Source organism: Curtobacterium sp. MCLR17_039, from assembly GCF_003234745.1.
GTDB classification, from domain to species: Bacteria; Actinomycetota; Actinomycetes; order Actinomycetales; family Microbacteriaceae; genus Curtobacterium; species Curtobacterium flaccumfaciens.
Window position 1 is genome coordinate 1 of sequence record NZ_QKTF01000023.1, and the last position, 25,838, is coordinate 25,838.

Genomic DNA, 25,838 nt, shown 5'->3' on the forward strand with positions numbered 1-25,838 from the left:
TTTCGGGGGCCGTGGAAATCGTGACTATCGGGCTGGCGTGGTGATGAGGCTGGCGAGGGTGTCGAGCGCGCCGGGAACGAGGGAGAAGTACGCCCAGGTGCCGCGCTTCTCACGGTGGAGGATCCCGGCGTCGACGAGGACCTTCAAATGGTGGGACACGGTCGGCTGGGACAGGCCGAGCGGTTCCTGCAGGTCACACACGCATGCCTCGGACCCGTCGTGCGCTGCGACCATCGAGATCAGCCGCAAGCGGGCCGGGTCGGCGATCGCCTTCAGCGACTTCGCGAGGACCTCGGCGGATGCCTGGTCCATCGCCTCGGTCGTGACGGGCGAGCAGCACGCGGTGACGTCCTGAATGGGAAGCAGCTCGATCGTCATGACCTCATCCTCCCACGGACTTCGACACGCGTCTATATTTGCGCACATCGATATCGACGTGCTTCGATGTAGCTGCCGGCTCTCGGCTCCCGCTCGATCCGTGAAGGACCAGCCTGATGACTCACCTCCTCGCCGTCGGCGGCAGCGACGCCGGCATCGCCGCAGCACTCCGCGCCCGCGAACTCGACCCGACCACCGACGTGACGGTGGTGCTCGCGGACGAGTTCCCGAACTTCTCCATCTGCGGCATCCCGTACTGGGTGTCCGGCGACGTCGCCACGGAAGCGTCCCTCGCGCACCGCACCCGCACCGACCTCGAAGCTGCCGGCATGACCGTCCGCTCCTCCACCTGGGCCTCCGCCGTCGACGTCGACCGCTGCCGTCTCACCGTCACCGGCCCCGCCGGCGAGGAGGAGATCTCCTACGACCAGCTGCTGATCGGGACCGGTGCTGAGCCGGTGCGCCCCGCGGGGGTGCCGTTCGGTGAGCCGGGCATCCACCTGCTGCACTCCATGACCGACGCCGAGCAGGTCGTCGCTGCCCTCGAGCTGCTGCCGGCGGGGAGCCGGGTCGCGGTCGTCGGTGCCGGGTACATCGGCCTGGAGATGACCGAAGGGCTCGTCGCCCGTGGGTTCGACACGACGCTGATCCAGCGCGGCCCGGAAGTGCTCTCCACCCTCGACCCGGAACTTGGCTCCCTCGTCACCGCCGAGGTCCGCCGCCACGGCGCGGCCGTCCTGACCGGGTCGACCGTCACCGGGATCACCCCGGCAGGTGGGCAGTGGCGCGTCGCCACCAGCTCGACGTCTGGTGATGCGGAGGGCACGTTCGCGCTCGTCGTGGTCTGCGTCGGTGTCCGTCCGGTCACGGACCTCGCCGTTGCCGCCGGCGCACAGCTCGGGCAGGCCGGCGCGATCGTCGTCGACGCGAGCATGCGGACCGGGGTGCCGCACGTGTGGGCTGCCGGTGATTGCGTCGTGACGCACCATCGTCTCCTCGACACGACGTGGTTGCCGCTCGGGACGACGGCGCACAAGCAGGGCCGTGTCGCCGGGGAGAACATGCTCGGCGGCTCGAAGGTCTTCGCCGGTTCCGTGGGGACGCAGGTGGTGAAGGTGTTCGACCTGGTCGCTGCCCGTACCGGCCTCCGCCAGCACGAGACCGCCCCGCTGGAGGTGTCGCCGCTGACGCGGGTGACGGTGGCGGATGACCACAAGCGGTACTACCCGGGCGCCGTCCCGCTGACGATCAGCGTCACCGGCGACCAGACCACCGGTCAGCTCCTCGGCGCGCAGATCGTCGGGCAGCGCACCGCGGAGATCAGCAAGCGCATCGACACGTTCGCCACCGCCCTCCACGCGGAACTGACCGTGGATGACGTGATCGATCTCGACCTCAGCTACACGCCGCCGCTCGGGTCCCCGTGGGACGCCGTGCAGGTCGCCGCGCAGGGCTGGGAACGCGCCGCCGCCGCAGCGACCCAGGCCGGGGTGAGCGCCTGATGGTGATGGCTGTGCTCGCGGCGGCGATCTTCGTCGCGACGCTCGTGGTGGTGATCTGGCAGCCCAAGGGGTTCCCGATCGGCTACACCGCACTCATCGGCGCCGTCATCGCCCTCGCCACCACCGTCGTCGGCCTCTCCGACATCCCGACCGTCGTCGGGATCGTCTGGAACGCGACCCTGACCTTCGTCGCCGTGGTGCTGATCTCGTTGATCCTCGACGAGGCCGGGTTCTTCGAGTGGGCAGCCCTCCACGTCGCCCGCTGGGGCCGCGGCAACGGACGGCTGCTGTTCGTCCTGATCGTCGGCCTCGGCGCCGTCATCGCCGCGGTGTTCGCCAACGACGGGGCCGCACTGATCCTCACCCCGATCGTCGTCGGCATGCTCCGCGCACTGAACATGCCGCAGAAGGCTGCGCTCGGGTTCATCCTCGCCACCGGCTTCATCGCCGACACCGGCAGTCTGCCGCTGGTGGTGTCGAACCTGGTCAACATCGTCTCCGCCGACTACTTCCACCTCGGCTTCGCCGAGTACGCCGCCGTCATGATCCCCGTCGGCATCGTCTCCGTCCTCGCCTCGCTCGGCATGCTGCTGCTCTACTTCGGCAAGAGCATCCCGAAGCGGTACGACGTCCTCGCCCTCACCAGCCCTGCCGCGGCGGTCACGGACCGGGCGACGTTCCGCACCGGCTGGGTCGTCCTGGCACTGCTGCTGGTCGGCTACTTCGCCGCCGACCCGCTCGGCGTCCCACTCGCCGCCGTCGCCGGGGTGGGTGCCGTCATCATCGTCCTCGTCGCCGCCCGGCAGCCCGCGTTCCTCTTCGCCCGCACTACGGCTGCGCCGGTCCTCGTCACCACCGGCGGTACTGACACCGTCAGCGCCGGTGATGCAGGAAAGAGCGCGCCGTCGGGTCGGGTGATTCCGGTGTGGAAGACGATCCGGGAGGCGCCGTGGCAGATCGTGCTGTTCTCCATCGGCATGTACCTCGTCGTCTACGGCCTCCAGAACCAGGGCCTCACCGACCACCTCGCGACGCTGTTCGACGTGTTCGGTGACCACGGGGTCCTCGTCACCGCGCTCGGCGTCGGGTTCACCATCGCGATCCTCGCGTCCCTGATGAACAACATGCCCACCGTCCTCATCGCCGCCCTCGCCATCGGCGGCGCCGGCGCGACCGGGCTCACGCACGAGGTGATGGTCTACGCCAACGTCATCGGCTCCGACCTCGGCCCGAAGATCACCCCCATCGGCTCCCTGGCGACCCTGCTCTGGTTGCACGTGCTGGAGAAGAAGGGCATCCACATCGGGTGGGGGCAGTACTTCCGCACCGGCATCGTCCTCACCATCCCCGTCCTCGCCATCACCCTCGCCGCCCTCGCCGGCTGGCTCACCCTCATCCACTGAACCCGGAAAGACACACACCCATGAGTGACAAGCCCACGATCCTGTTCGTCTGCGTCCACAACGCCGGACGCTCCCAGATGGCCGCCGGCTACGCCCAAGCCCTCGGCGGCGACCGCGTCGAGGTCCTCTCCGCCGGCAGCGCGCCGAAGGACCAGATCAACCCGATCGCGATCCAGGCAATGGCCGAAGACGGCATCGACATCGCCGGCAACCAGCCGAAGATCCTCACCACCGACGCCGTCCGCGACTCCGACGCCGTCATCACCATGGGCTGCGGCGACGCCTGCCCGATCTTCCCCGGCAAGCGCTACGAGGACTGGGACCTCACCGACCCCGCCGGCCGCGGCATCGAGGACGTCCGCCCCATCCGCGACGACATCAAACACCGCGTCCAGACGCTCCTCGCCGAGCTGCTGCCCACCAACGCAACCGCGTAACGACCAGGAAGCCGCAGATCATGACGCTCACCCTCACCGTCCCACCCCGGACCGACGCGGACCGCCTCACCGGACTCCCCGTTGCCGTCATCGGCGCCGGCCCCGTCGGCCTCGCCGCCGCCGCGCACCTCCTCGAGCGCGGCCTCCCCGTCGTCGTCTACGAAGCTGGGCCGACCGTGGGGACGAGCGTCCGCGCCTGGGGACACACGCGGCTGTTCTCCCCGTGGCAGTACGTCATCGACCCTGCCGCGCGGCGTCTCCTCGAAGCCACCGGCTGGGAAGCACCCCGGGCATCATCCCTGCCCACCGGCCACGACCTCATCGACACGTACCTGGCACCCCTGGCAGCGACCCCGCAGCTCGCACCGGTGATCCAGTACGGCATCCGCGTGGAGGCGGTGTCACGGCAGGGCATGGATCGCACCCGCTCCACCGGCCGCGCCGACACTCCGTTCCTGCTCCGCCTCCACACCGCCGACGGTGCGCACGACGTCACTGCCCGTGCGGTCGTCGACACGTCCGGCACCTACACGTCCCCGAACCCTCTCACTGCCGCTGGGCTCGCACCCGCCGCGGATCTCGGCGACAGGGTCGTCCACGCACTGCCTGACGTCCTCGGTGCCGACCGTGCCCGGTTCGCGGGGAAGCGGGTCCTCGTCGTCGGTGCCGGCCACTCCGCGGCGAACACCCTCATCAAGCTCGCCAGCCTCGCCAAGACCGCGCCGGGTACCGACGTGCTGTGGGCTGTCCGGAACGCCGGCACCGCCCGGCTCGGCGCGGACGCAGCCGATGGGCTGGCCGCCCGCGGGCAGCTCGGTTCCACCGTCCACGGGCTTGTCGAGTCCGGTCAGGTGCGGCAGATCGCGTCGTTCGAGATCGACGATGTCCGACCCGACGGCGACCAGGTCACCGTCACCGGCCGACGTGCCGGAGAGCCCTTCGCGGTGACCGTTGATGTCATCGTGAACGCGACCGGGTTCCGGCCCGACCTCGACATGCTTCGCGAGATCCGGCTCGGCCTTGACGACATCGTCGAAGCGCCCCGAGCCCTCGCACCGCTGATCGACCCGAACCTGCACTCCTGCGGCTCCGTTGCCCCGCACGGTGTCGCCGAGTTGGCGCACCCGGAGCCGAACTTCTTCATTGCCGGCATGAAGTCCTACGGCCGCGCGCCCACGTTCCTGCTCCTGACCGGCTACGAGCAGGTCCGCTCCATCGCCGCCGAACTCGCCGGCGACCACACCGCCGCGCGCCTGGTCGAACTCGTCCTCCCCGAAACCGGCGTCTGCTCCACCGACATCGGCGGGACCTCCTGCTGCACCACCCCAGCCGCCACCGCCACTCCCGACGTTGAGGACGCGACCTGCTGCACTCCGCCTGATTCGGCTGCCGGCAACACCTCGTGCTGCACCAACTGACCGGACCTGCATCCATGACCACGAAGCCGACCGTCCTATTCATCTGCAAGCACAACGCCGGCCGCTCACAACTCGGCGCCGCCCTCCTCGAACTCGCCGCCCCCGACCGATACACCGCCACCTCCGCCGGCATCAGCCCCGCCGAGGAGGTGAACCCCTCGATCGCCGCGACCGTCGGCGAACTGGGCCTCGACATCACCGGACGCATGCCCCGGCGACTGACGGCTGGCCTGCTCGAGCACGCGGACATCGTCGTCCTCATGAAGCCCGGCCTCGATCTCCCCGCCGAACCACGCGGCACGGTCCTGGAGTGGTCGTTCCCCGACCCCACCTCCTGGTCACCAGGAGACGTGCGCCCGATGCGGGACGCCGTCGCCGCACGCATCGAGCGAGAGCTCCTGCAGCCCTAGCGACCGGACTACCCGACACGAAGCGAAGTCAGAAGCACGGCACAGAGCGAAGCTGCTCACAGCTCTGCTAGATGCGGGACTGACGGTAGAACCAGACCTCTCGTCTGAGCCGGAGAGGACCCGTGGATCACCGCCTACCGGGACGATCATGTCCACGCCGGGTCGTTTAGCGGACGCAGCGCACGCAGGCTGCAGCGGCCGATGTCCCGGTCACCACGCATCATCCTGGTCTGAGGACGCTTGCGCGCGCAGACTGAGTCCGAGCTTGCGGGGATATGTAAATACGAATGGTGACATGGGGAGCCGCGTCTCGACCTGCAATGTGCCGGGACCGACCGAGGTCGGTTGAACCGTCTCGAGGCTTCTTGGGTAGACGTCTGCGCCGGAGAATACGTCAGTCAGTTCCGCGTTGACGTCCACTTCGATTCTTGCTCCGAGCAGTTGGGTCGCGCGTAGGGGTGTGCAACTGAAGGTGACACGAACGACGGTCGTGGGGAGGCCCATCGTTGGAAGCCACACCGGCTCTGGCGCGAGGGCGACTTCAGTCACGGCGGCTCCGTTGAGGGGCTCGTTGACGGTGACGGGAAAGACCGCATCGTTGAAGGTCGTGTGGGCGAGAAGCAGCGGCTGCCCATCAGGTGCGTCGGTCACGTGTGCTTTCGTCCTTCGAGGAGTGCGATTACCGGGGCCACGCTCCGTCCTGAGCGGAGCCAGTCGCGTGGCGTTTGAGCGCGGTTGTCTGCCAAGAGGTGATCGGACGGCGTCGTCATGAACGTTTGGAGCATGGCTACTGCAGCCGGACCGCCGGCCGCGGCGACGATGACGTTCAGCCACGGCAAGACTGCCGGGCCGTGGAACTGCCAGCGAGGAAAGTGCGCTCGTCCCCCAATCGTGAAGGCGTACAAGCGGCCGACGTGGGCCGCTTGTCGGACCGCGTCCACGGGCTGCCGCAGCAGCCGGCTGGTCGCCTCTTCGCTGAGCGAGCGCGCGATCAACGCCGCCATCGTCTCGTCGTGAGCACGATCGAGTGCGCCGTCGGCGACGGCCTGGTGAGCACGCACAAGCTCCGAATCGGCCTCCAGGCCGTCAAATCCGGGCTGTGCGGCGCGTTCGTCGCCTTGTCCTTCACCACGATGCGACGTGCGTCGGGGCAAGCGTGTACGACGGTCAGGAATCGCGAGCTGGCCGTCAAGTCCTGCGAGTCGCGCGACGGGCCGCCCATGCAGCACGATGACGATCTCCTCACCGTGGCGTGCCCGCCTGAGCAGACGCGCGAATCGATCTTGGAGCTGCCGTTCCGAGACAAAGGTGAGCCAGCGGCTCGTGACCTTGCGCCGCCAATGCCTGTTTGCAATATCAGCGGCGACGACCTTCTCCGCCGCGACCACCGCCGACGAGAGGAGGAACTGCTCGGGCGTCACGTCGAGCTTCCGTGCGACAGCACGAACAAGGTTCGCGTCCGAGCGGGACGCCACGACCACGCCGAGACGGTGCTCGCCGCGGTCGGCCGCCCCCGGCTCAGACATCGAAATCCATGTCGGAGTAACCGGAGTGGTCGGGCATCAGCGTGAACTCCAGGGTTCGAAGATCGAGAAGGCCACCGCCGCCGTAGCGGACGTAGTTGGGCGCGAGACTGATCACACGCTGCGTATCGGACAGGCGGCCGTAGCCGTACACGTGCATGTGTCCATGGAAGACGCGCTTGGCTTGGACGGAACGAGCGAGCCAGGTGGTCCAGGATCGGGACCAGCGAGACTGCTCCATCTCAAAGGCCTCGGTGCCCGTGGGCGCTGGGCTCGCGATAGCGTCCTCAACGCTCGGGACACCCGCGTCCACCGCTTCGTGAGTGAACAGGACGTCGACCGGCGGGCCGGCCGCGGCAGCACGGTATTCATCCTCGGATGGAAGCTCCGACGGGTGCCAATCAGGGCGGAACGTCGAACGGGCCACCGACGCCGCTCCCCCGAAGCTCATGCATCGGACTTCGGCCAGGCCGAACCGAAACCCTCGAGGCATCGTCCACACACGTTCACCCAGGCGGAATGGCCTCTCCGGGTGCGCTGAGAACTCCTGAGCCAGCCGTTGCGGCCAGTCATGGTTGCCGGGAACGAGGAGGAAGCGATCGACGCCCGTCGCCCGGCACATCGCGTCCACCTCTGCAACTAGTTCAGCTCCCCGGCGCCAGACCTTCTTGCCCACGCGCGTCGGACTGGAATAGCGCAGGTCGCCGAGCTGCACGATCGTTCGAACATCGGGTGAGACGTCGGCGATCTGCCGGAAGCGGCGTCGCAACGCCCAGATGTGGCTCTCGACGTCACCGAGCAACGCGATCCGACGATCGGAGAGATCCGACCATTGCGATCCCGGTTGCCCGTCAGGCGTTGGCCAGACATCGCGCTCGGCCGATGTGAGCGAGATCACCGAGCGGCCACGGAGCGTCATCTCGCGTCCTCGGCGGAGGTCGGCGTGGCCGGACCGGAGCGAACGCAGAACTTGTCGCTGACCCGGTCGCCCCCAGCAGTGCGCGTCGCGGGACCAGGGTGATCGATCGCCGGCGCGCCGCCGGATGTCACTACCCGCTTCACCGTCCACGCATTGCGGCGCCGACGGCGCGCGCTGCGTCGTTCGGTCATCTTCCAGGCGCATCGTCCCCCGGTGGCATGGGTGCGGCTCGAAGCTTGTCCAGTCATTCACGTCGTCCTTCCGAAGGTATCCGCTCCAGGCCTTTGATCACGGCTGCTGGGCGGAAGCGGGCGAGCCAGGTGATGGGGGTCAGCTCGCCCATGGCGACGAGATGGGTCTGTGGCGTAGCCATGTGGTCGTCTAGCTCGAGTGGGCCGATGTGTCGCTGGGCCACCGCGCGCGCGATCTGAGCCGTGTGCGGTAGGACCCCTAACGGGGTGTCGGCGAATTGCCAGCGCTGAAGGCGGTCTTCGCCGTGAATTACGTGCGCGACGAGCTGTTGGTCCTCGATCGCGTCGTGGATGTTCGCGGCGGTCGTGTGGAGTCTTCGCGCCGCTTCCGGGACGGAGAGGGTCTGAAGCACCTCACGGGCATGTAAGGCGACGCGTTGTGCGACCGGGTCGTGTGGTGCGGGCCGGGTGATGGCCGGGGGATCGAAGGTCAGCTCCTCGAGCGCGTCAAGGAGCGCTCCGTAAATCACGCTTGCTGGAAGGCGTCGACGTCGGACCAACGTTCGGATGCGTGCAAGCTGTGCGACCGCGAGGTCGGAATCGCTGTCGTCGCCGGTCAGCGGCGCGGCACTAGTCGTGACTTGCCGTTCCATTGCCCCCACCCCCAACCGAGCGATGCGACGACTTTCTGGACACATCCCGCGAGGGTGTCCAGGGCCGGGCGGCACGCCTTGAGATCATCGAGGGCGTCCACCCTGATCGTGCTGACGGCGTCGTGCAGCGTCGGCCACGCCGGGCCGAGGTAGCGACGGAACAGTGGGCCGTGCGCGGCGATGTCTTTCTCCGCCCCGCAGCAAATGATCCGGGCCCCGACCGTCACGAGGCCTTGCGCGGCGTGGTGGATCAGGTGTTCGGCGGAGAGCTGGTCGGCGTCGAGGAGGCCGTCGACGCCGGTCGCTCGGACCGTGTTCGCGAGCAGCTCATTCACGCGCCGCACGAAGTGCTCATTGACCGCTGGTCTCGGGGCGGGTAGATCGGCGACGGTGCACCAGGCGCGCCAGGCCACGGTGTTGAGGAAGCAGTTCCTCGCCGCGTGGGATGGAAACCACGCCCTGACATCGGCGTCGCTGGTCGGAATCGGGTCGATGTCAAGAGCGTGGCACGGCGTTGCGGACGCGACCAGGAGACGGACGCCGTCCTCTGCGCCTCGAAGGAACGGTGTGATGTTCGTCCACGCATCTGCCGCGGCTCCGTCGCCGTTCACCAGGGCCAACGGTCCGCGGTCGTCGGCCGCGAGGTCGGTGAGCCACTCCGGCGGGGCCAGACGCGGAACGATCCGTTCGGGGTCCGCGACGACCACGCGAGGTGGCGTGGAGAACTTGCCCGCCGCTAATACGCCAGCGATATACGAGCCGAGGACGGGAAAGTGCGAGGCCGCGCTGCCAGGTGGAGTCGGGCCGATCCTGGACACGACAGCGGGAGCGAATCCCGGAAGGACGGTCAGGTCCGGAAACGATTCGATACGTGTCAGATTCACCTTAACCACCTCTCTGCGGGCACGCAGAAACAGCGCCCCGTCGAGGGCGCGAGACCAGATCGCGTCGACGGCACCGAACCGTCGTCGTGTAGGGAAGTTACGCAGGCGTTCTGGTCGCGTCCAGCCGTAAACGTCGGCCGCCGTCCGCGATCTTGTACGCCGCGGAACAGTACGTTCTAGGCTGGTATATGTCACAACACCTGGTGAGAGCGGCACTGGAGCCGATGGGCGCGCTCGAAACGACGCTGGCGAACCTGTTTTCAAGCGGCTATAAGTTGGCGTCATTTGACCGCAGTGCTTATAGTTCTCGTCCATGTGGGACGACCTCGCCGAGGTGCTGCGTCTGATGCGCGCCGAGGCGATCCCGGTTGTGCCCCAGGATCCGATGCACTGGGATGTGCGGCGAAGGGGCGAGGGCGTGCTCTTCCGGATCCGCTTCTCGCAGCGCCCTCCATCGCCAGCGCGCGTCGACGCGGAAGTCGCTGCGCTTGCTCGCGCGCGCCCCGTTGTGTCCGCCGGCGGTGAGCTGCGCCAACCGGTGGGCGTGCTCTACGTGACCGCCCGGATCAGCAAGAGCCTTCGGGAGCGAGCCCGTTACGACTCCGCGGTGGCCGCGGTGGCCGTGGACCAGCGGGACTTGGTCGTCTTCAACAGGGACCACCAGAAAAAGCTGACTTCGCGTGGGCGGTTGCCGCGCGGCCGGTGGGCGTTGCAACGGGCGCTCCTGAGAACGGCGGAACCCCGCACTCCAACCACGCTCGCGAGGGAAGCCGGCGTCTCACAGCCCGCGGCCTGGCAGTACCTGGTTGAGCAGGGGCTCCCCGGCGTAGAGCGCGTTGGCCGCGGCTTCGTCGCAGGCGACCCCGAGCTTGTGTGGACGGAATGCCTGGCTCACCACGCTGCGCTTCTGCAACATGACACGAACGGCGGGGGTACGTACTGGCGGCCGCGTGCTGGGACGAGCCTGGGGCTTCTGGAGCAGGCGGCGATCGCGGCCACGGAACTGAGTCGGTACCGAGCCGGTGAGACCGTCGCGCTCCTCCTGCCAGAACGCTCCCTGGAACCGACACCACTCTCGCCCGCTTTGGTGTTGCTGGCCGCGGTGAACGCTCCACCCGGAAACAGTCAATTCGAACCCAGCGACGCCGCCGACGCCTCGCTGGAGATTCGAGTCGTCCAGGATCCGACGCTCGCGGCCACGGCGCGCTCATGGCGCCCCTCCGGAGCTGCTGGTTCCTTGACTGTCGACCCGATTGTCTTGGCCTGCGAACTGCAAGGGCGAGGAGAGTTCGCTCACGTGGCCATCCTGCGTCACGCGGCGATGTCGGCGTTCGGGGCTGGGTGAAGCAACGAAGCAGCGCTACCCTGATCAAGCCAGAACAGCACGCCAGAACGCGCGACGAGGCTCCCCGTCAGGTGAGCCGTCGCGACCGGCGAGCACGTCAACGAAGTCGTGCGTTGCTGGTGAACCGAACACGTCGGCTGCGCACCGAGAAGACCTAGCCCGTCTTCCCTTCGCCACTGACATTTTCGGAGCGGATGGGGATCCCTGCTGGTTATTTTGTCATGCCGTCCGAGGCCATGACAACCAGCTGGACGAGGAGCATCCGCTGTGAACTCGAACGAAGAACGCCTCCTGCGGCAGGTCGCGGCGACGTCCCGACACGTCGACGACGCGCACCGGGAGATTTTGGAACTGGAGGGCGCACGAGCGCGCGAAGCCCTTTACGCGCACGAGACCGGGGTACCCGTGCCAATGCTCGCCGAAGCGGTGGGCCAGTCGGCGGACGCGGTCGAGCGGTGGCTCGAAGCCGCCCGAGTGTCCCGAGACGCTGAGCGTTCGCCGAGAAACCACCTTCGCCATTAGCCCCACCGGATCCGCAGTCGTCTGTCACGGTTCGATAGGGCGGCGTCCCGTGAACGCATGCCATAGGTTGAACGATTCGACATCAGGGGCCCATAACGGTACCCCATACGGGTATATGTGGACGAGCCGGTGGGGGACGTCCCGCGGTCATTGCGACGCCGCGCGCCGTGCGACTCTGAGGCCATTCACGACCGAGGAGGCCCCTGATGATCGCTGCGCGCTGGGACGAGCCCGTGTTCCGTGAGTGGAATCCGTCAAGCTCACGGCTCGCCGAGCCTCAACCGCGGATGTTGTCGGACCTCTGGGACGCGCTCGAGGACCTGCGGGCTTCATCCCGGCTGCGACCGGGGCAGCGCGCGCGCCTGTCCCGTCCCGTGAGAGGGCCGCGGCGGATTGTGTTCCCGGAGCGACGTGAGGGAGACCGCGGAGCACGCATCCTCCTCACCGCTAATGGCCGCTCCGGCTACGAGCGCACACTTTCGTCGCTCACGCTGCGGGATCTTGTGCTCTGCCACCCCACCCGGGACTACTCCCGTCGCCCACGGCAGCTGAACAAGCCAATCGCGTTTTACAGCCGGACCGTCCGAGATCTGGTGATGTGTGAGTCGCAACTTGAGTCGAAGTTCGTGCTCATCGCGGACTGGCACCCAGGCGCTGTCCACGTCGCCGCGCAGCCCTTCACGCTTGAATTCCCGGCAGACTCGGCGGTTCGACTGCACACGCCGGACTTCGTTCTCATCGGAGCCGACGGTTCTGTTCTGGTCGTCGACGTGAAACGCCCTGACGACGCGGAGCGCCCCGAGACGATCGAGCGGCACGCGGCGGTGTCCCGATTGTTGGCTCAGGCAGGAATCCGCCACGTCGTCTGGACCGGCTCGGACCCCACGGCGTTGGAGAACCTCGCGAACTTTGCCGGCGCGTTCGTCCCCGACTCGCTGTTCACGCACACCGCCCCAACGTTGCTGGCCGCTCACCGTGATGGCATGACTGTCCGACAGCTCGCGAACGCGGCCGCCGAACAAGCGGTGCCAGCGAACGTCGCGATTGTCGCCGTCCGGCGGCTCCTGTGGGAACGCAGACTCGCGGTCGATATGACCGTGCCGTTCTCAACGCGGTCCATCGTCCACCGCACATAGGTCGAGCCCCGTTGGCTAAGTCGACGCATACGCTGAGGGTCGGAGCGAAACTGCGGTGGGACGGCGAGGATGTCGTCATCGCCCGGCTCGGAGCGACGGTGCTGCTCAAGACGCCGTTGGGTGAGCGACTCGGCGAAGTCCCGTTCGGAGAGGTCTCCGCCGCGGCACGAGGCGGCAGAGCCTCCCCCGACGCTCCGAAACTCCACGACGTCGAAGCGAGGCTCTCCAAGAGCGCACTCGACCGATTACATCGAGACCAGGACCTGCTGCGGGTGCTGAACACCGGATTGCACGCGGACGCGCCACCGCATGCGGTACCTCCGCCGTACCTTGATCCGGAACAGCGTCCCGTCGGACGGCGAGCGACGGCCGTCGCGGCAGAGATCGCCGCTCAGACGCAGACTGCCGGGCTGAGGAACGGCGGCCGGATCAAACACAAGAGCGCGATGCGGCGGCTCCAGCGGCTCCGGGAACGCTACGGGGACGGCAACGGCAGCGGACTCGTCGACAAGCGGCTGCTGCGTCCGTCGACTCACAGGACGCCGGAACCGGTGATCACTGAACTGTGCGCGTACATCGACAAGCACAATCTGAAGTCGTCGGTGAGCAACGCCGCCATCGTGCGGGGCTTCCTCGCGTTCTGCTTGCTCGAAAAGCTCGTCCTGCCCATGCCGCACTCGTCCACCCTCCGCAAGCGGGTCGCGGAGCTCCGGGCGGCGTTCCCCGACCTCGGCGCCAATGCGAAGAACCGGGTGTCAGCATCGAACGTCCCCGAGATCTCCGATGTGCAACGTCTGGCTACGCGCGTCGGCGAGCTGGTGCTCTTCGACACCACGAAATCCAATGTCTGGGTCACGGATCCGCGCACAAAACGGAAGGCTCGGCTCGACATCACGCTCGCCCTCGACCTCGCGACCCGCGCGATCGTCGGACTGGCGGTCACGGCCGACACACCACAGTTCGCCATCGGCCTCTGCGTCGCTGACGTCCTCCGACCCAAGACCGCTGAACTCGCGGAGACGTGGACGTCGCCCGGTGACTTCTCGCTCCAGCAGATCAGCGTTGGAAGCCCCCACGAGATCAGCCCGTTCTACTCGCAAGCCTTCCACCCTGAGGGAGCCGTCGCGGACAATGGACGGCCCTACGTCTCGATGTACACCACAGGCATCATGGCCGAGGCGGGCATCCATTACGAACCGCAACGTTCGTACACACCGACCGACAAGGCGCAGATCGAAAGGGTGTTCCGCACCATCAAGGACATGTTCGAGGCGCTTATGCCCGGCTTCACGGGAGGTTCGGTCTACGAGCAAGGGGAGGACCCTGCCGCGGACGCGCGGATGACGCCGCTGGAGTATGAGCGCCGACTCCGGCAATGCATCGACATTTACAACCACCGCACCCACACCGGTCTGGTCGTCCCAGGCGACCCCTTCGAACGCCTCAGCCCTTTCATGATGTGGGGGTTGCTGCTGTCGGAGCAGGGGTGGGTTCCGGATGTGTCGTGGGAGCACGAGTGGATCAAGTTGCTACCCTCCGAGGCTCGCACCATCCGCACCGGCAACCGGATCCGCGCCGCACGACTTGACTACAAGAGCCGCGACCTCAAGGCCCTGCGGGGAGACCCCGATGTCATGCGAACCGGAAAGCTGCGCATCCACTACGACCCGTACGACCTCCGACGGGCCTACTGCTTCGACTCGGCTGGCACGCTCCACATCCTTCACTGGCAGTACCTCACCCGACACACCGAACAATTCGGCATCATGCACACGAATTGGGTGGTCGAGCAGTACGCCGACAAGCGGCTCAGCAACAACGACATCGACCGTTTAATCGCCGAGGTCATGGCCGGCGCCCACGATGAACCCGGCCGACTGGAGCGGATGCGCCACGTCGACCTCATCGACGACCTCGTCGTGCTCCAGGCCGCGCGGCTCACCAGCCCGGAGGCTGGCGTTCCAGTACTCGAAGCACCAGAACGGGCCGCATCTTCCCGGCAGGCGCTGCCCGTCGCCCGGCCGTCAGAGACCATCGGCGGTTCGACGACGCGACCGTTCGCGGGTTCTGACAGCTCAGGGGGGATGAACGCCGCAGACACGCCAACCACAGGAACGAAGTCGGGGCCCGCGCGCCGTGCTCTGCGAAGTTTCACGCTCCCCGGAGGCGCAGAGTGACCGCGTTGACGCCCAGTCCCTTGATCGAGTTCGACGAAGGTGCCATGGCGTTGCTCACACCACACGACCGCGGTTACGTCCGTAGAATCCTCGCCCTGGACGTCCCCGACCCGCGGCGACGTTCCCGTGAGGAGATCGACGCTCTGGCTCCACGTGACCGCGTCCGCTATGACCGCGCCCGCGCCCGGTTCCTCCGCTCGATGCCCGCCTTGATCACCAGCGCTGGCGAGCGCGTCCTCAGCACGCTCCGCGTCGCCGCGAAATCGTCGGTCGATCAGGAGGACCGCAATCAGGACACCCTGGTGCTCTCGGGCGAACCCGGTGTCGGCAAGACGACCCTGGCGAAGATGTTCGTCGCCGCTGAACTCTGCCGTCTCGCGATCAATCGCTCGATCGACATCGAGGACGGCGTCGCCAGCTCGCTCGAGCAGTTCCGGCCCGCGATCTTCATCCACCTTGAGGGCCCGATGACGGTCAACGAGCTGATCGACCTCGCGTGCACCGAGCTGGGCTGGATCGCCGACCGGAGGCCCCTGCGCGCTTTCAAGGAAGCCGCGACAAGATCCGGCCTCGAACTGATCGTCATCGACGAGATCCAGCACATCAACTTCTCTGGACGCACCGGACGGAACGTACACAACATCATCAGATGGATGAGCAACTTCGGCATCCGAGTGGTGCTCAGCGGCAACAACATCGACTGGGTGCTGCACAACAGCGGATCCGCGGAGCTGCAAGCCGGAGCCCGGAACTCTCGCGGGAGATGGATTCCCCTTGAGATCGACCGAATGGCCATCGACGACGAAGCCGGGCGAGAAGAATGGTTCGCCCTCCTCGATGGATTCGAAGCGCGGATCCGGCTCTCCGACGTCCCAACCGCGCCCGGTTGGCTCGCTGACGACCACGGTGTGTACCTGTGGGCGCGCACGAGCGGATACCTCAACGCCCTCGCCAGACTCGTCATCGATGCCACTGTCTGCGCGATGGACTCCGGAGCTGAAACGCTGACGCGAGAGGTGTTCGACCTGATACCGCTGCAGGAGGAGGTGGAAGCGGGGCGGGCCGGACGGATGGCCGTGTTCGAAGCAGGGGGATACTTCCCCGAAACTCCGAGATGAGCTACGGACTGACAGCCCCGACAAAGCTCGGACCCACCCTGCGCTTGCACCGCGGCGAGTGGCTGAACACAGCGATCACGCGGTGGAGCTGGGAAACGTTCGGCGCGTCCCGGTGGGCGCTGTTCCGAGCGTTCGGCCTCGAGACCGTGCCGCCCGCCCTCGTGCGGAGCCTTGCAGTCGGACTGCCCGCCGCAGTGCGCGACAACATCGCCGAAGCGACCGGTATCTCGCCGGCAGCCCTCGACGCTGCCACCATGCGCGCACTCGACGGGCAACTCGTCAACCTCACCGATCAAACGGCCTCCGGCACAACCAGCATCTCCACCCGCGGTCCGTGGTCTTGGCGCGCAGGAACCCGCTACTGCCCCGACTGCCTCATCGAGCGCCCCGGCGTGTTCAACCTCGCCTGGCGCAGCCCGTGGACCTTCTTCTGCCTGATCCACGAGCGCGTACTCCTCGACAGCTGCCCGCAGTGCACGCGACCGCTCACCGAAACACGCGACCGAACCCAACGGCTCTTCGATCCCTCGACCTGCCAAACGCCCCTCCGTGATCGAGACGGCAAACCCAGCCGAGACGTGTGCGGTGGTCGGCTCTCAGACACATGGGACCAGACCCTGCTCCCGACCACCGCGTGGCCCGCGATCGCGCAAGCATCGATCATCCTCTCCACTCGCGACGGGTCGGCCTGGGATCTGATCCGGTCGCTCCAAGCAGCAGCCGTCGCCCTCCGTGCCGCTCAGCTGCCCGAACTCGTCGCCGACCTCGCCGGCGTGCCACGGGATCTCCTCAGCGGCATGCTTGACAGCGAGGCCCACGCCGGCGCGACACCCCCACCGAACGCCGTTGCCATGGCGGCTCTTACCGGCGCCGCGTTCCATCTGACACAGATGCCACCCGAGGCCGCCGCCCCGATCATCCGCACGGTGACGTTCAGCCGCGCGCCTTCTCACGTCCCCCGCGGCGCCGGACACGGCCCCGGAAGCGTGCGGGAGCTGCTCGCGCGCTGGCCCGGCGCGCCACCGACGCTTCGCCGTCACGTGCTCCGAGCGCTCGACCAGGACTTCGGTGTCGGCCAGCGGGTTCTCCACGACACCACCGCCCTCGCTACGACCGTGCCCGGACCGTACATCGCTGCACGAAGGCTCAGCGGAGTCCCGGATCTGTGCTGGCCAGAGATCGCGGAACGGCTCGACGTCGGCGGCGCGGTGACCGGGCCGGCTCTTCAGCGCGGGTTGAGTGTCGCGATCCGGTTAACCGGCTCCGGGAGCGCTGCCGAAGTCGCCAACGACACCGCTCTCAAACGAGCGTTGCGCCCGACCATGCTCGGGACACCGCGACAGACCGACGCGCTGCTACAAGCTGTCGGCATAGTCTCCCGGCAGCTTGACGATGAAGGGTGCCCCGTCGATTACCGTCGACGCGTCCAGTTGCCCTTCGAGGGCCTCCTCCCGATGAGCGATTGGGTAGCGATCGCGAACGCATCTGGTGTGCGGATCGGTGGAGCACGCCGCCTCATCCACGCGCGCCGGTACGCTTTCCAGCGCCTCACCGGCACCACGCTCGACAACGCGCCGACGGCCTTGGCGAGCCCGCGGAATCGAGCCGATGGCCATGAGTATGCGTCCTTCCGGCTCCGCATCACCGAAGAGCTGCAACAGCATCTGGACCTCTATCTGCGGTCCTTTCTCCTCGGCCATGGCGTGAACGAGCCCGTGGTGTGGTCGCCGACTCCGCCCCGGGTGCCGGAGGGACTCTTCGTCAGGCCGCCAACGGCGGCGCGAGTAGCCGCAGCCCTGTCGTCTGCAGTGGACGGGAAAGCGGGCCTCGCACGTCACGCCGGTGTGTCGCCTCGCCAGCTTGAATGGGCGGTCGAGTCGCGGCCCCCAAGAAACACCGAGCGAACGGGGAAGAGTCGCTCGCAACCTCGCTAGTCAGCGTCCGACTGGGCGCCCCACGTCTCGACAAATGGAAGACGCATTTGGTGCTGATCACCGGCGTCAAGGTCGCGGCAGGTTAGCAGCGACCATCAGCATCGACCAACGACGCCCATCTGAGAACGGCGCGCGTCGGGATCGATCTCGAACGCGCGGGAGAGCACGCGGTCCGGCTTCGCCAATGTCCCCACCAGCGTAAGGACGACCGCGCCGGTCCTGTCAAGGTTGGCCCGCCCCGAGCTGCGCCCGAGACCTCGTGGACCCCGCCGTGACCCCCATACCTGCTGCGTGACATCGCACGGCGGAACCAACTGCCCGGTCGCCGAGGTCGCCCTCGCGGTCCTGGCCGGACGGATCTCACCCGCGGGGAGCCACGCGGCAGGAACGGGCCGCCCTGAGCAGCCTTAGGTGCAGGGATGGACGCCTTGGCCTACCGGGCCTGAGTCGCTGCAGCCGCTGTAGCGATTGTTGACGATGTGTGCCCCGCTCGACGTGCTCGTGAGCGGGTTAATTGCTTCCCGGCGCGAATCCAGCAGAATCGATAGCCCGGGGTGCGTCGTCGCCGGGGGCATCAGCCCAGTTTTGTCCCTAGGACCATGAAGCCGATCAGAAATAGCCACAGTGCGGCCGCGAGTGCGAACCACTTGCCACAGAGATCGATGGAATCCGTCAGAGCACTCGTGCGCATCATGTGCGCGACCACCCGGGCTACGGCGCCGAGTAATGTGAGCGCACCTGCAGCGAGGATGAAGGTCGCGACCCCGGTTTTTGGCGAGCCTCCGACACCGAATGACACGTTTCCCGCGTGTACTGCGCCGATGAGCATGATGATTGACGACAACAGTATTGCAATACTCACCCAGGGCGCCCTGGAGGCCCAGAACGGCGCCTCTGCGGCCGCGTGATCAACATCTGACTCGGGGCATCTTGGTTTCGGTGAGGAAATCTCGCTCATCCCGTAAGCTTGCCACATTGTTGGCGCGAGAAGGCTGCCTGCACGTCCCTACCGAGCGATGACTGTCGGAGAGACTCCCAGGGGGGCGGGCGGCCAGCTTCCCGCGGCGCAAGCGTCGACTCGGGCCGGACTGCACCGGGCACGCAGTTCGGTGGCAGCATTAGAGAGGTGTCAGATGTCTGACGGTTGGCGGAGCACGACCATCAGGCGCTGCCGATCACTCGTTCTCGGTGACGCCGTCGCTGGGCCAGATTCCGCTGATGAACCACATCACGTAACAGGCGTGCCAGTGCGCGGCCCATGCCACGACGGTGGCCGACGTGTCCCTGGCGGGGTCCCAGTCGGACGGCTCCGCCACGCAGAGGGTTCCGCTGTCGAACAGGTGCGGAGAGCGCATGAACCTCCCACCTCGGCTCGCGCCACGGCGGGAGGGCTTGATGGGGATGATGCGCGGGAGACCATGGTCGAAGCGGTGCTCGATCCGGATCTCGAACAAGCCATAGCCGGTGTCGATCGTGCCTTCCCACACTGGCGGTCGATCGGCTTCAGTTGCGATGCGGAAGCTCGGAAATGCCGATGCCATAGCTTCGACGTCCCGGGCGAGTTCTCCCCCGTTAGTCCACCAGTCCCGAGTGCTGGGATGCTCGAGGACGTCTGCACCGCCGTGGAACGAGTGCTTCGTGATAGAGGATCCGGCGTCACCCGGATCGGTGAACACCACTCGTCCCGACGGTGACACCCAACGAGGAGAGTCGTAGCCGAGTGCATGAAGGGCTTGAAGCAGGGTCATCGTCGATCCGATCTCTCGTACGGTCAGCGGCCGGCGTCGCTTAAAACGGCGCGGATGTCTTCGGCAAACCCCGGAAGCGCCGGAACCAGCCGCCGCCAGGCGAAGTCGTGGAAGTGGTAGTACTTCGTCTCACCGTGACGGGTGTAGTACTTCGGGGACTCAGCGTGATGCTCGACAGCGTCACCAAGCGAGCGGGCGAACCGGTCGCCGACTACGACTTCCCAAGCGAGCGCGTACTTCTCACACTTCGAGGCAAAGTTCGCGGAGAACCCGACTGGGTTCACTTCGCTAGCGTGGACGGTCCCACTCCGGATGAACGCGACGGTGCCGAAGTCCGCGCCGGCACGGACCCGCACTCGCTCGATGCCGCGCAGTTCCAACCACGGATTCAGATTCTCACGAACCTCGCTCAACGCTCGCGCGCAAGCTGTCGCAGCGGTGAGGACCGCGATCTGCTCACTGATGAACGGATCGATGCCGAACATCGCGTACAGGCCATCTCCTCGCAGGCCGACTACCCACCCGCCCATTTCCTCGACGATCATCGCGACCCCCGACAGGACCGCGTCCGCGAGATTGGCGACTTCAGCCGGTTCGTCCCAGAACGACCGGGCCGTGAACTCGCGGAGGTCTATGAAGACACTCGCCACATCGTGGCTGGCCTGCTCACCCAGGCGGAGGTGTTGCAGCGACGGCGGCAGAGAAGTCTGAGCCTCGTTCTCGGCGAACGACTCCGACGCTGACGCGCGGAGAGTCTTCCGACCGTCATAGGCACTGAGTACTCGCTCGGTGAACGCGGACTTCGCTGCTGGCATCGGGATCCCCCTTCGTCCCGATCATCATGACCTGAACCACCGACAGGTCAAGCGTACCCCGACATGTCGGCGTAAGTGGGGACGTACGGGGTGCGCTGTCGGCAAGCCGGGAGGGGCGGCTCAAGCACTACTTGCGCGCGGTAGCCCTAATTGGGCGGGACGGTCGAAGCGAGCGCCACGAGTACGCCAGCTCCGATCACTGTGAGGATGAACCATCGCAGTGCAAGTGCGAACGCCTCGTACTTGGCCTTCGCGATCAGGGCCAATGCGTGGACCTGATTCCACGCCTGCTTCGCCGACGCCTTCTGAAACTCAGAGTCATCGACCACAAAGCTGCTCGCCACGCTCGGCCAGGCAAACGGGTTGCGGCCGCCCGACACGTTGGTGCGAGGGATGAGGGTTCGTACTGCACACCACACCGTGCCCACGGCGCCAACGACGAACACCGACACAGCGATGACGGCCGCGATCGACAACACCTGGTTTGATCCCGCGATCAGCGCCCAAGTCGGCGCAGCACGGCTCGCAGTTACCGTCGCGGTCGCACCAAGGCCCGCGGCGAGGATCGTGGCCTTGGTGTCTGCGTTCTTGATCCACGCGCCGGTCTCGCTGACGGCAAGCTTGGCGTACTCGAACGCCTGCTTCTCGTCCGCTGACTCAACCGGTTGGCGCTTGAACATGCAGGCAGTCTACGACGGTCGCACTGCGCGCCGCCGGTTGCGCGAGCGCCGCCGCCGTTCGCTGTGGGCATGAGCCGGGCCATATTTAGTCGACTCGCTCGGACCGTTTTGTCGGCTCCTACCACTACTATCAAGATACGTCCAGCAGCCCCAGCCCGAGAGGAGGCATCATGGTCCAGTCTGCAGATGAGCTGTCGTACACCGGCATCCGGCAGTACGCGGAGCGTATCGCGCAAGTACACAACGTCGTCAACGAGGATGGATCCACTGATGTCCTCAGGCTTGTAGGCGAACTTGGTGGCCGCGTTACCTACAACGAAGACGACCGCGAGGGCCTAATCGTGACCGGGCCGGGAAACTTCGAAATTCGATTGTCGCCGTTCACATCGTCGTGGCGGGATAAATTCACTATGGCGCACGAGTTAGGGCACTACTTTCTTCACTACCGGTTGCCGGGTCTTGACGCGGAAGAGCGGTTTGCTCGCGGTGCCCGGAATCATAGAGAGACCCAGGCGAACGTGTTTGCGGCGTCGCTGCTCATGCCTAGAGACACATTTGTCGAGGCGTGGACCGAACTCGGCGGAAGCGAGCGTCGACTCGCAGATCGTTTCGGCGTTTCCCCGGCGGCCGCTCGCGTGCAGGCCGAGGTTCTTCGACTGCAGTGAGAAGGCCCACGTGGGACCAGGGCGACCTATCCCTTCTGTTCGTCTCCTGTGACCTTGTTGGGTCTACCGCGTTCAAGCAGCGGGAGGACCGAGAAGGCGGGTGGGGTCGCCAGTTTCTCGAATTCTATCGAGAGCTTCCCCGCCTCGTAGGCGCCGTGTCAGAAGAAGGCAGCCTACCCGATCCGGAGTTCCAGCTCTGGAAGGTTGTCGGGGACGAAATGATTTTTACCAGCGTGGTGCGCGACGAGAAGGCAGTTGCAGACGCTGTTGCAGTCTGGCTCGAAGCCATGGAGCGGTACGAGAAAGCGACGTCGAAGACTGACCGCATGCAGACCCACGGAGGCGCTTTCATTGGCACATTCCCTGGGCCTGATTCGCACGTATTCATCGAATTGGATCCCTCAGCAAGCACCTCACAGTCCCAAGCCAGTACGGTGGCGCTAAATGAAGCAGCGCGTGACAACTACAACCCAAATACGCATCTGTTCGACTACTTGGGCCCTTCGGTGGACACCGGTTTCCGGGTGCTCTCGGAGTCAACCGCGCGACACTTCACGGTCAGCGTTGAGGTTGCTTGGGCAATCGCCGAGCACCAGAAACTGACAGGTGACACGGAGACGCTCCCGATGAGCTTGCTCGGACGGAAAGTGCTGAAGGGCGTCTGGGACGGTCGTCCCTACCCGTTGTTGGCCATTGATCGAGAGTATGTCGACAAGGTCCACGCAGCTGAACGCGCTCTCCTACCCGGGTCAGGTGGGCCCAGTGAAGTCGCTGCGTTGTGCGAAGCGTGCAGTGCGACGCCTGGCTGGCCGTCTGCGCTGTACCTGCCAGGGTCAGAAAACCCTGCGTTCACGAGGCGGCCAGAAGACATTCTGAAGAGCCAGATGGAGAACGACACCACAGGCGCGGAAACGCCGCCGCCCCCTGCGGGCCAAGGCTCGGCCGTCGACGACGATCTACCAACCGACTGATCGGCGCGACGAACACTGGCGAGATGGTGTGCCACCGGTCGGCAGCGGGACCGGTGGCTATAAAACCCTGCCCTGGGACGCCGTCGGTCCCCGTGACGGTGCCGTTCGTGGCGGAGCGACACTTTGCGCACGCAACTGCGGCGACAGATTAGATGCGCAGCCGCGTAACCGAGCCTCTCTACGGCGACACTTTGCGCCTGCGTGCACAGCAGGTGTTGTCGTCCGCCAGCTAACTTGTCCGACTGCCACGCAACGTGTCTGAAAGACGGACGTGGACACGATGTTTGGCAGTACGGACGGGCCACGTTGACCAGGGGTCGGCTCAGTCTTCGTGCGTCGCGAGGCGTCCGTATGGCGTGCGGGAGGTGAGATAGTTCGCGGACCACCTATGTGAGACGGGTTCGCCCCGGAGCCGGGCCGTAGGAGTCCGGAGCAGCCCGCGAGTACCCGTGGTCCGCTGGAGGACCGGCTACCGAGACGGCGGTACGAACGAGCGCCGACACCGCGGCGACGTGCAAGTCTGTCCAGGTGAATCTCGAAGGCCTGCCCCGACTCTCCGCTCCTAATCGGTGGGTCTATGTCGTCGGCAAGATTGTCGTTGAGTCCGTGAGCATGGATGCGCGGCTGCGAGCACTGCTGGCAATCATGCGCGGCCAGGCGGAGCCGGACGCCGCGCTGGAGGCGGCCCCGCCGTGGAACAAGAGCATCACCGACTGCCGGGAGCTTCTTCCCGCCATCGCAGACGACACCACTCGAGCTGCGGTCGCGGCTGTTCTGGGCGAGGCTGACCATGCCTGGAACGAGCGGAACCGGTACGTCCACGACATGCTCGTCGACAAGATCGCAGCAGACGACGATTCTTATCCGACAGTTGTCGGATCGAAAGGCGACGACCAACGGCTGCGAATGAGGCTCGCGCGCGACAAGAAGGGTGGCGCGCCGGCCGCTGAGGTGGTCTCCCTCCATCATGCCGTCGAGCTGGTTGAGCAGATCGTGTCGGCCACCTGGCGTCTGCAAGCTGCGCGGGGCTACCTCCTCGGCCGAACGAACATGTGGCGTCCTCTTCTCTTTGGGCACGTCACCGGAGTCTGGGACGGATCCGTCGAATGGATTTCTGTTGACGACGACGACGACGACTGAGGCGTCTCGGTAGCCGATCGGCTATCGAGACTCTCCGGTCGGCCCGATGCTTGTGTAATATCTGCGTGTGCACGTAGACAAGCAGCCCTGCGGATTGAGTCCGGAATCCGAGTACGTCGAACTCGCGGTGGAAGTGTTCGCGATGCTCGCGGATGCCACCCGGGTGAAGATCATCCTCGCGCTGCGTAGCGCTGAGGAGCTGTCCGTGAACCGGCTGGCCGAGGTCGTCGACAAGAGCGCTGCGGGCGTCTCGCAGCACCTTGCCAAGCTCCGTCTGGCACGGATGGTGTCGACCCGCCGTGAGGGGACCACCGTCTACTACCGGCTGACTGACGAGCACGCGTCGGAACTGGTGATCGATGCCGTGAAGCAGGCCGAGCACGTCGTCGGCGCGGCACCGCATCACCGCGGGGAGAGGGAGAGCGCATGACCGGCCACGACCACGCGCCGGTCCACCCTGACCACGACCATCCCCACGGTCACGGTCACGGTCACGGTCACGGTCACGACCACGACCACGACCACGACCACGGTGAGCACAGGCACTCGCATCCGCACGGCGGGGTGAAGGGATTCCTCTACGACCTGTTCGTGCCGCACACGCACGACTCCGCGGACTCGATCGACGACGCGATGGAGGCCAGCACCGCGGGCGTTCGCGCCTTGAAGATCAGCCTGTTCATCCTGTTGGCCACGACCGTGCTGCAGGCGGTGATCGTCGCGTTCACCGGGTCGATCGCGCTACTCGCGGACACGATCCACAACTTCGCAGACGCGTTGACCGCGGTGCCGCTGTGGATAGCGTTCGTCCTCGGCCGCAGGGTCGCGAACCGCCGCTACACCTACGGGTACGGCCGTGCGGAGGACCTCGCGGGCATGTTCATCGTGTTCGTCGTCGCCCTCTCCGCAGTCGTCGCCGGCTGGCAGGCCATCGACCGGTTCATCAACCCCCGGCCCATCGAGAACCCGTGGCTACTCGTCGCCGCCGGCCTGATCGGCTTCGCCGGCAACGAAGCGGTCGCGATCTACCGGATCCGCGTCGGCCAGAGAATCGGCTCCGCCGCCCTCGTCGCCGACGGCGTCCACGCCCGCCTCGACGGGTTCACGTCCCTGTCGGTCGTCCTCGGCGCGATCGGCGTCATGGTCGGGTTCCCGATCGCGGACCCGATCATCGGCCTGCTCATCTCCGTCTCGATCATGGTCCTGCTCTGGGGGACCGTGAGGTCCATCGGAGCCCGCCTCATGGACGCCATCGACCCCGCCCTCCTGGGCAAGGCCGGGCACGCTCTCGAACACACCACCGGCGTCGAGGGCGTCCGGAACCTCCGCCTCCGCTGGGTCGGCCACCGCCTCACCGGATCCGCCACCGTCGAAGTCACCACCACGTCCCTGCACGACGCCGAGCACATCGCGGAACACGCCACCGAGCACGTGCACGAGGCGATGGGCAACGTCGACGAGTTCACCGTCACCCCCGCCGCCCACGCACACCAACACTGACCACCATCGAGAGGAACACCATGTCCGTCGTGAAAATCAACGCCATCACCGTCCCCCAGGGCAAGGGCGCCGACCTCGAAGCACGCTTCGTCGGCCGGAACCACGACGTCGAGCAGCAGCCCGGCTTCGAGAGCTTCCAGCTCCTCCGCCCCACCGCCGGCGGCACCCGCTACTTCGTCGTCTCCACCTGGGCCGACGAGGACTCCTACCAGACGTGGCGCACCGGCCAGGCCGGCGCACACCACGGCGACAGCAACCCCGTCGCCACCGGCGCGGAACTCCTCGAGTTCGAGACGGTCACCCTCTGACCCTCAAGCGATAGCGCCCGCGGAGCACGTGCCTCCGCGGGCGCTGCTGTGTCTCGATGGC

Annotated in this window: 27 protein-coding genes; 17 read left to right on the forward strand and 10 right to left on the reverse strand. The window is 66.6% G+C overall.

From position 1 onward, the window contains the following. Window positions 1-24: 24 nt before the first annotated feature. The gene (locus DEJ00_RS17485; RefSeq protein ID WP_111058238.1) at window positions 25-378 is read right to left on the reverse strand and encodes a metalloregulator ArsR/SmtB family transcription factor; all 354 of its coding nucleotides are present in this window, start codon (window positions 376-378) and stop codon (window positions 25-27) included. A gap of 116 nt (window positions 379-494) precedes the next feature. Between DEJ00_RS17485 and DEJ00_RS17490 the strand changes: the two genes are divergently transcribed. From DEJ00_RS17490 to DEJ00_RS17510, 5 genes are read left to right on the forward strand one after another with little or no spacing between them, the layout of a single operon-like run. After that, window positions 495-1,880, forward strand: a complete 1,386-nt coding sequence (locus DEJ00_RS17490) for an FAD-dependent oxidoreductase (protein ID WP_111058239.1) — start codon at window positions 495-497, stop codon at window positions 1,878-1,880. 5 nt (window positions 1,881-1,885) lie between these two features. Continuing rightward, the gene (locus DEJ00_RS17495; RefSeq protein ID WP_111058253.1) at window positions 1,886-3,283 is read left to right on the forward strand and encodes an arsenic transporter; all 1,398 of its coding nucleotides are present in this window, start codon (window positions 1,886-1,888) and stop codon (window positions 3,281-3,283) included. Window positions 3,284-3,303: 20 nt separating this feature from the next. After that, window positions 3,304-3,720, forward strand: a complete 417-nt coding sequence (locus DEJ00_RS17500) for an arsenate reductase ArsC (RefSeq protein WP_111058240.1) — start codon at window positions 3,304-3,306, stop codon at window positions 3,718-3,720. Window positions 3,721-3,740: 20 nt separating this feature from the next. Further along, a complete protein-coding gene (locus DEJ00_RS17505; protein WP_220038894.1) occupies window positions 3,741-5,138 on the forward strand; it encodes an FAD-dependent oxidoreductase in 1,398 nt (465 codons plus the stop codon). A gap of 14 nt (window positions 5,139-5,152) precedes the next feature. Beyond that, window positions 5,153-5,548, forward strand: coding sequence for a low molecular weight phosphatase family protein (locus DEJ00_RS17510; RefSeq protein ID WP_111022532.1), 396 nt, complete (start codon window positions 5,153-5,155; stop codon window positions 5,546-5,548). Between the two features lie 210 nt (window positions 5,549-5,758). On the opposite strand, the gene DEJ00_RS18330 is transcribed toward DEJ00_RS17510, so the two are convergent. The 5 genes from DEJ00_RS18330 to DEJ00_RS17530 form a co-directional block, all read right to left on the reverse strand. After that, window positions 5,759-6,199, reverse strand: a complete 441-nt coding sequence (locus tag DEJ00_RS18330) for a hypothetical protein (RefSeq protein ID WP_131845091.1) — start codon at window positions 6,197-6,199, stop codon at window positions 5,759-5,761. Then, window positions 6,196-7,074, reverse strand: coding sequence for a type II toxin-antitoxin system prevent-host-death family antitoxin (locus DEJ00_RS17515; protein ID WP_111058241.1), 879 nt, complete (start codon window positions 7,072-7,074; stop codon window positions 6,196-6,198). Before DEJ00_RS17515 ends, DEJ00_RS18330 begins: the two co-directional genes overlap by 4 nt. Next, window positions 7,067-7,990, reverse strand: coding sequence for a metallophosphoesterase (locus tag DEJ00_RS17520; protein ID WP_165901310.1), 924 nt, complete (start codon window positions 7,988-7,990; stop codon window positions 7,067-7,069). The genes DEJ00_RS17515 and DEJ00_RS17520 overlap by 8 nt, the downstream gene beginning before the upstream one ends. Before the next feature lie 244 nt (window positions 7,991-8,234). Next, entirely contained in the window at window positions 8,235-8,834 is a 600-nt protein-coding gene (locus tag DEJ00_RS17525; RefSeq protein ID WP_146246858.1) for a hypothetical protein, read from the reverse strand. Next, window positions 8,798-9,718 (reverse strand): hypothetical protein, encoded by a 921-nt coding sequence (locus tag DEJ00_RS17530; protein ID WP_146246859.1) that lies wholly within the window; start codon window positions 9,716-9,718, stop codon window positions 8,798-8,800. The genes DEJ00_RS17525 and DEJ00_RS17530 overlap by 37 nt, the downstream gene beginning before the upstream one ends. 313 nt (window positions 9,719-10,031) lie before the next feature. On the opposite strand from DEJ00_RS17530, the gene DEJ00_RS17535 reads away from it, so the two are divergent. From DEJ00_RS17535 to DEJ00_RS17560, 6 genes are all read left to right on the forward strand, one after another. Then, complete coding sequence (locus DEJ00_RS17535; protein ID WP_111022537.1) at window positions 10,032-11,063, forward strand: hypothetical protein; 1,032 nt, start codon at window positions 10,032-10,034, stop codon at window positions 11,061-11,063. A 267-nt stretch (window positions 11,064-11,330) separates the two neighbouring features. Beyond that, window positions 11,331-11,585 (forward strand): hypothetical protein, encoded by a 255-nt coding sequence (locus DEJ00_RS18335; RefSeq protein WP_131845096.1) that lies wholly within the window; start codon window positions 11,331-11,333, stop codon window positions 11,583-11,585. Window positions 11,586-11,791: 206 nt separating this feature from the next. After that, window positions 11,792-12,721, forward strand: a complete 930-nt coding sequence (locus tag DEJ00_RS17540) for a TnsA-like heteromeric transposase endonuclease subunit (protein ID WP_111022538.1) — start codon at window positions 11,792-11,794, stop codon at window positions 12,719-12,721. Window positions 12,722-12,732: 11 nt separating this feature from the next. Further along, on the forward strand, window positions 12,733-14,898 hold the full coding sequence (locus DEJ00_RS17550; protein WP_131845097.1) for a Mu transposase C-terminal domain-containing protein: 2,166 nt from the start codon (window positions 12,733-12,735) through the stop codon (window positions 14,896-14,898). 20 nt (window positions 14,899-14,918) lie between these two features. Continuing rightward, window positions 14,919-16,016 (forward strand): ATP-binding protein, encoded by a 1,098-nt coding sequence (locus DEJ00_RS17555; protein ID WP_131845098.1) that lies wholly within the window; start codon window positions 14,919-14,921, stop codon window positions 16,014-16,016. Next, window positions 16,013-17,950: a TniQ family protein gene (locus DEJ00_RS17560; RefSeq protein ID WP_111022542.1), complete on the forward strand. Its 1,938-nt coding sequence runs from the start codon at window positions 16,013-16,015 to the stop codon at window positions 17,948-17,950. Before DEJ00_RS17555 ends, DEJ00_RS17560 begins: the two co-directional genes overlap by 4 nt. Window positions 17,951-18,524: 574 nt before the next feature. On the opposite strand, the gene DEJ00_RS18340 is transcribed toward DEJ00_RS17560, so the two are convergent. From DEJ00_RS18340 to DEJ00_RS17575, 4 genes are all read right to left on the reverse strand, one after another. Then, on the reverse strand, window positions 18,525-18,908 hold the full coding sequence (locus DEJ00_RS18340; RefSeq protein WP_131845099.1) for a hypothetical protein: 384 nt from the start codon (window positions 18,906-18,908) through the stop codon (window positions 18,525-18,527). A gap of 217 nt (window positions 18,909-19,125) precedes the next feature. Continuing rightward, window positions 19,126-19,698 (reverse strand): hypothetical protein, encoded by a 573-nt coding sequence (locus DEJ00_RS18345; RefSeq protein WP_146246862.1) that lies wholly within the window; start codon window positions 19,696-19,698, stop codon window positions 19,126-19,128. 23 nt (window positions 19,699-19,721) lie between these two features. Further along, entirely contained in the window at window positions 19,722-20,513 is a 792-nt protein-coding gene (locus tag DEJ00_RS17570) for an adenylate/guanylate cyclase domain-containing protein (RefSeq protein ID WP_207896076.1), read from the reverse strand. A 146-nt stretch (window positions 20,514-20,659) separates the two neighbouring features. Beyond that, window positions 20,660-21,193, reverse strand: a complete 534-nt coding sequence (locus DEJ00_RS17575) for a hypothetical protein (RefSeq protein WP_111022544.1) — start codon at window positions 21,191-21,193, stop codon at window positions 20,660-20,662. Between the two features lie 170 nt (window positions 21,194-21,363). On the opposite strand from DEJ00_RS17575, the gene DEJ00_RS17580 reads away from it, so the two are divergent. From DEJ00_RS17580 to DEJ00_RS17600, 6 genes are all read left to right on the forward strand, one after another. Beyond that, on the forward strand, window positions 21,364-21,858 hold the full coding sequence (locus DEJ00_RS17580) for an ImmA/IrrE family metallo-endopeptidase (RefSeq protein ID WP_111022545.1): 495 nt from the start codon (window positions 21,364-21,366) through the stop codon (window positions 21,856-21,858). 155 nt (window positions 21,859-22,013) lie between these two features. Continuing rightward, a complete protein-coding gene (locus DEJ00_RS18350; RefSeq protein WP_131845101.1) occupies window positions 22,014-22,829 on the forward strand; it encodes a hypothetical protein in 816 nt (271 codons plus the stop codon). Window positions 22,830-23,357: 528 nt separating this feature from the next. Continuing rightward, complete coding sequence (locus DEJ00_RS17585) at window positions 23,358-23,969, forward strand: hypothetical protein (RefSeq protein ID WP_146248009.1); 612 nt, start codon at window positions 23,358-23,360, stop codon at window positions 23,967-23,969. A gap of 67 nt (window positions 23,970-24,036) precedes the next feature. Beyond that, window positions 24,037-24,399 (forward strand): metalloregulator ArsR/SmtB family transcription factor, encoded by a 363-nt coding sequence (locus DEJ00_RS17590; protein ID WP_111058245.1) that lies wholly within the window; start codon window positions 24,037-24,039, stop codon window positions 24,397-24,399. Between the two features lie 203 nt (window positions 24,400-24,602). Next, window positions 24,603-25,469 (forward strand): cation diffusion facilitator family transporter, encoded by an 867-nt coding sequence (locus DEJ00_RS17595; RefSeq protein ID WP_375537597.1) that lies wholly within the window; start codon window positions 24,603-24,605, stop codon window positions 25,467-25,469. A 20-nt stretch (window positions 25,470-25,489) separates the two neighbouring features. After that, window positions 25,490-25,777, forward strand: a complete 288-nt coding sequence (locus DEJ00_RS17600; RefSeq protein ID WP_071405624.1) for an antibiotic biosynthesis monooxygenase — start codon at window positions 25,490-25,492, stop codon at window positions 25,775-25,777. Window positions 25,778-25,838: the final 61 nt, after the last annotated feature.

Coding starts and splice junctions, on each gene's coding strand:
- DEJ00_RS17520 (WP_165901310.1), bottom strand. CDS start 7,990: ATGACGCTCCGTGGCCGCTCGGTGATCTCGCTCACATCGGCCGAGCGC.
- DEJ00_RS17600 (WP_071405624.1), top strand. CDS start 25,490: ATGTCCGTCGTGAAAATCAACGCCATCACCGTCCCCCAGGGCAAGGGC.
- DEJ00_RS17595 (WP_375537597.1), top strand. CDS start 24,603: ATGGAGGCCAGCACCGCGGGCGTTCGCGCCTTGAAGATCAGCCTGTTC.
- DEJ00_RS17570 (WP_207896076.1), bottom strand. CDS start 20,513: ATGCCAGCAGCGAAGTCCGCGTTCACCGAGCGAGTACTCAGTGCCTAT.
- DEJ00_RS17485 (WP_111058238.1), bottom strand. CDS start 378: ATGACGATCGAGCTGCTTCCCATTCAGGACGTCACCGCGTGCTGCTCG.
- DEJ00_RS17535 (WP_111022537.1), top strand. CDS start 10,032: ATGTGGGACGACCTCGCCGAGGTGCTGCGTCTGATGCGCGCCGAGGCG.
- DEJ00_RS18340 (WP_131845099.1), bottom strand. CDS start 18,908: ATGAGCGAGATTTCCTCACCGAAACCAAGATGCCCCGAGTCAGATGTT.
- DEJ00_RS17540 (WP_111022538.1), top strand. CDS start 11,792: ATGATCGCTGCGCGCTGGGACGAGCCCGTGTTCCGTGAGTGGAATCCG.
- DEJ00_RS17580 (WP_111022545.1), top strand. CDS start 21,364: ATGGTCCAGTCTGCAGATGAGCTGTCGTACACCGGCATCCGGCAGTAC.
- DEJ00_RS17500 (WP_111058240.1), top strand. CDS start 3,304: ATGAGTGACAAGCCCACGATCCTGTTCGTCTGCGTCCACAACGCCGGA.
- DEJ00_RS17505 (WP_220038894.1), top strand. CDS start 3,741: ATGACGCTCACCCTCACCGTCCCACCCCGGACCGACGCGGACCGCCTC.
- DEJ00_RS17525 (WP_146246858.1), bottom strand. CDS start 8,834: ATGGAACGGCAAGTCACGACTAGTGCCGCGCCGCTGACCGGCGACGAC.
- DEJ00_RS18345 (WP_146246862.1), bottom strand. CDS start 19,698: ATGACCCTGCTTCAAGCCCTTCATGCACTCGGCTACGACTCTCCTCGT.
- DEJ00_RS17495 (WP_111058253.1), top strand. CDS start 1,886: ATGGCTGTGCTCGCGGCGGCGATCTTCGTCGCGACGCTCGTGGTGGTG.
- DEJ00_RS17560 (WP_111022542.1), top strand. CDS start 16,013: ATGAGCTACGGACTGACAGCCCCGACAAAGCTCGGACCCACCCTGCGC.
- DEJ00_RS17490 (WP_111058239.1), top strand. CDS start 495: ATGACTCACCTCCTCGCCGTCGGCGGCAGCGACGCCGGCATCGCCGCA.
- DEJ00_RS17515 (WP_111058241.1), bottom strand. CDS start 7,074: ATGTCTGAGCCGGGGGCGGCCGACCGCGGCGAGCACCGTCTCGGCGTG.
- DEJ00_RS17510 (WP_111022532.1), top strand. CDS start 5,153: ATGACCACGAAGCCGACCGTCCTATTCATCTGCAAGCACAACGCCGGC.
- DEJ00_RS17575 (WP_111022544.1), bottom strand. CDS start 21,193: ATGTTCAAGCGCCAACCGGTTGAGTCAGCGGACGAGAAGCAGGCGTTC.